Genomic DNA, 230 nt, shown 5'->3' with positions numbered 1-230 from the left:
CATAGGTCCAATGTAAACGATAACGAGGGGATGGGGAGTGATCTGTTTCAAAGTGATCTTGGGCTGTGAGTCTGCCGTGTTTATCGTAGTGATTTAGTAGACGTTTGAAACAGGTTTTTTCTCCGTTGGCATCGACACTGGAAAATTTTTCTTCTTCAGGTAAATAGATAAACCCTTCTTTGAGAGGTGCAATTTCATGCAATAGGCTCTGGCTTACAAGTGTACGATCT

At 41.7% G+C, this 230-nt stretch carries 1 protein-coding gene; it reads right to left on the bottom strand.

The genetic code is table 11. From position 1 onward, the window contains the following. On the bottom strand, positions 1-230 hold a 230-nt coding region (locus tag AOM43_RS06185), incomplete at both ends, for a hypothetical protein (RefSeq protein ID WP_152618843.1).

It is taken from the genome of Parachlamydia acanthamoebae, from assembly GCF_000875975.1.
GTDB classification, from domain to species: Bacteria; Chlamydiota; Chlamydiia; order Chlamydiales; family Parachlamydiaceae; genus Parachlamydia; species Parachlamydia acanthamoebae.
This window is presented reverse-complemented; position numbering and strand designations above follow the sequence as displayed.